General features: G+C 45.5%; 2 protein-coding genes and 1 pseudogene. 2 read left to right on the top strand and 1 reads right to left on the bottom strand.

Annotation, left to right across the window (positions count from 1 at the left end; genetic code table 11):
• Positions 1–259: 259 nt before the first annotated feature.
• Positions 260–526 (top strand): annotated as a pseudogene (locus tag GPK58_RS12115) (DDE-type integrase/transposase/recombinase); the annotation flags it as partial.
• 215 nt (positions 527–741) lie between these two features.
• On the opposite strand, the gene GPK58_RS12110 reads toward GPK58_RS12115, so the two are convergent.
• Positions 742–1,584 carry a helix-turn-helix domain-containing protein gene (locus GPK58_RS12110; RefSeq protein ID WP_215638709.1) on the bottom strand — a complete coding sequence of 281 codons (843 nt, stop codon included), beginning with the start codon at positions 1,582–1,584 and terminating at the stop codon, positions 742–744.
• Between the two features lie 146 nt (positions 1,585–1,730).
• Between GPK58_RS12110 and GPK58_RS12105 the strand changes: the two genes are divergently transcribed.
• Positions 1,731–3,449, top strand: coding sequence for a glycoside hydrolase family 2 protein (locus tag GPK58_RS12105; RefSeq protein WP_173722870.1), 1,719 nt, complete (start codon positions 1,731–1,733; stop codon positions 3,447–3,449).
• Positions 3,450–3,575 lie beyond the last annotated feature (126 nt).

Here is a 3,575-nt window from a genome sequence, read left to right as displayed (position 1 = left end):
GGAATCTTGTACAATGTATTACCCTCTTGAGAATATATAGTCAGTGTCTTTGTTTCAGGGTAATACCATGATATTAGCTCAGATCAAATCGTAATTGATACCTCATCAGCATTTTTCTTTTTTATTATTGTAAAATATTTTTTTACATTTTAGCACTATTTTCCTCTTCTATTTGTTTGCAAAAAAAGCCATAAGATTTTCTTTTCAAAACCTTACAGCTCTTCTATCATGTTGCATCCCAAACATCATCTAGCACCACTATCTGAATGGTTTACATACGGGGATGTTTTATTACCTGTACCTTTTTTCAGATCTTTATGATCGAAGCATAGTCGGCTGGGAAGTCTACGAAGAAGAAAGTGCAGAACATGCCAGCGAACTAATCCAACAGATCTGCCTAAAGCAGGGACGTCCTACAACGCAGCCGCTAGTGCTACACTCAGACAATGGATCACCGATGAAAGGCGCTACTATGTTAGCCACTTTGTATCAGCTTGGAATTACGCTATCGAATAGCCGGCCACGGAAGCATCCAGTGCCTGTCCCCGGAAAAAATGAGGAGAAGGTACTGTAAGAAATAATTGACTCCCTTAGGAGTAAATATGTAGTAGCAATAATTCATACCTTTTTAGCTGTATTTTGTATCGTAAACAGAAAGAAAATGCACTATAATCCAAGGCAATGAAAGTACTTAAAAAAGTAGTTTCGTTGCCTTGGTTCCATTTTTAGAAAGAATAATACTTAGGTGGGAAAATTCCCAGGCGCTGTGTGGAGTTTTCTGTAAGAAGCCGGGGACAGACCGCACTGTTTCTTGAAAAAGGAAGAAAAGTGGTGAGGGTCTAAGAACCCAAGCTGTGTGGAGATGGCAGAAACAGAAAGAGTGGTGCGGCTTAGCATGGACTGGGCCAGCTTGCACTTCTGGGACAGGTAATACTGGTAGGGAGCAACATGATATACCTCCTGGAACAGGTGGATGAGCCTGGAGCGGGACAGGGAAACGGTATCTGCCAGATGATCCAAGGACAGACTTTCTGTTAAGTGCATATCGATATAATTGCGGATCGCCAGTGCAGTAGGATTGATGGGAACTTTGTTTGCCAGAAAATCCGCAAGCTCCTGAATATATTGATGGAGCAGTACAGCCAGCTTGTCAGCAGAGTGTACAGGGTCGGCGGTAAAGGCATCAAGGATCCGGGTCAGAGGTGTTTCGTTATGGAAGCGGGGGATCAGGGTGACACCGTCTAAGCCGTAATCGGAGAGAAGATGCTGTACCAGACTGCCGCTGACATTGAACCAGATCTTAGTCCAGGGATCAACTTTGTCTGAATAGTAGTGGTGGTAGGTGCCGGCAGTAAGGATATAGGCATCTCCGGCATTTACAGTGAGGATACTGCCGTTTCGCTCGATATGTCCACGGCCGCTTAAAACGTATTCAAACACACACAGGGGTCTGCGATAAACCAGGATCTCATAGGCAGGATCCGGGTAAGTGATACCGGCCATGATGGGAGAAAAGCTTTCCGCGGTAGGGCCGGTGTAGACAGTGTATTTTTCAATCTGTGTGCGTGTAATTTCCTGAGGCATGGTGGTTCCTCCATTTTTTGAAAGCAAATTGCAATAATGTAATAACAGCATTGTAGTAAAAAGGAGCAAGCCTGTCAACTATGGCTTTCACCATATAAAATAAAAATGAAATCAACACAAATAACTGATCACAGGAGGACAAAATTATGACACAAATACCCAGACCGGAGCATCCCCAGCCCCAGATGAAGAGGGAGCATTGGAAAAACCTGAATGGAGAATGGGATTTTTCCTTTGACTTTGGATGTAGCGGCATAGATCAGAAATGGCAGGAAGGAAAGACAGATTGGGAGAAGAAGATCCTGGTGCCCTTCTGCCCGGAAAGTGATCTGAGCGGAATCGGCTATAAGGACTTTATCCCCGGCGTATGGTATCACCGCACCATCACATTGACAGGGGAGGAGCTGAAGGGAGATCTTCTCTTACACTTCGGCGCAGTGGACTATGATGCAAGAGTATGGATCAATGGAGTAGAGGCAGGCAGACACCAGGGCGGTTATGTTTCCTTTACGTTTAATATTACAAAGCTTGTAAAGGAAGGAGAAAATGACATTACGCTTTTTGCAGCAGATGATGTGAGAAGCGGAAAGCAGCCCAAGGGAAAGCAGAGTCATTTCTTCTACTCCATAGGCTGTGATTATACCAGAACGACAGGTATCTGGCAGACGGTATGGCTTGAGTGGGTACCGGAAAGCTACATTGAAAAAGTGCAATATTATCCAAACCTGGCAGAAGCAACTCTGGGAATTAAGGCGGTAGTAAAGGGGCAGGGCACACTGGAAGCAAAGGCCTTTTATGGGGGAGAGCCCTGTGGCAGCGTAAGCGCAAAGTCAGAGGGCGGCACCGTTACCATGACACTTCCTTTGTCCCGTCTGGAAAAGTGGGAGCCGGGTCATGGCAGACTGTATGACCTTACATTAACCTATGGAGAAGATAAGGTAGAAAGCTACTTTGGTATGCGTGAGGTAAGACTGGATGGAGAGAAATTCCTCATCAACGATAAGAGCGTGTTCCAAAGACTGGTGCTGGATCAGGGCTTCTATCCGGATGGCATTTACACAGCGCCTACAGAGGAAGCACTTGTCAAGGATGTGGAACTGTCCATGGCTGCAGGCTTCAACGGCGCAAGACTCCATCAGAAGGTATTTGAGCCTCTGTTCTTGTATCACTGCGATAAAGCAGGCTATCTGGTATGGGGCGAGCAGGGCTGTTGGGGACTGGATTACAGCAATCCCGCAGCATTAAAATATTTCCTGCCTGAGTGGATGGAAGCCTTGGAGAGAGACTTCAACCATCCCGCCATCATCGGCTGGTGTCCGTTTAATGAGACATGGGATTATGAGGGAAGAAGGCAGGATGACAGCTTACTGGCCAATGTGTATAAGATGACAAAGCTGTATGACACCACCAGACCCTGCATTGATACCAGCGGACATTATCATGTGGTGACGGACATCTATGACTTACACGATTATGAGCAGGATCCGGCAAAGTTTGCAGCAACCTACGAGTCCTTTAAACAGGGAGGTGATTTGGAAGATAATCATGGCTACAGGCAGACACCTGTAAAGGGGATCCCTACCTTCATCAGTGAGTATGGCGGTATCAAGTGGGACGAGGAAGGTGTTGAAAAGGATGGCTGGGGCTATGGTGAAGTTCCTGCTACCAAGGAGGAATTCCTGAACCGATATAAGGGACTGACCGATGCCCTTTTGGACAATCCCCATATGTTTGCCTTCTGCTATACCCAGCTGTATGATGTGGAGCAGGAGTTAAACGGTCTGTATACCTATGAACGTAAACCCAAGTTTGATATGGATGTGATAAAGGCAATCAATGCCCGTAAGGCAGCAATCGAGGATTAAAAGCATCCCGCAGAGTATAAAAGAAAGCGTGTGAGAGACATTGGGGCAATGCCATTTAGTTAGAACATAGTATTCCAAAAGATTGCAATGTATGGTAAAAAAGAATTATACATTGCAATCTTTTTT

The organism is Blautia sp. MCC270, assembly GCF_018785605.1.
GTDB classification, from domain to species: Bacteria; Bacillota; Clostridia; order Lachnospirales; family Lachnospiraceae; genus Blautia_A; species Blautia_A fusiformis.
This window is presented reverse-complemented; position numbering and strand designations above follow the sequence as displayed.

Bases quoted from the DNA above. Each gene is read 5' to 3' on its own strand.
- GPK58_RS12110 (WP_215638709.1), bottom strand. From the start codon at position 1,584: ATGCCTCAGGAAATTACACGCACACAGATTGAAAAATACACTGTCTAC.
- GPK58_RS12105 (WP_173722870.1), top strand. From the start codon at position 1,731: ATGACACAAATACCCAGACCGGAGCATCCCCAGCCCCAGATGAAGAGG.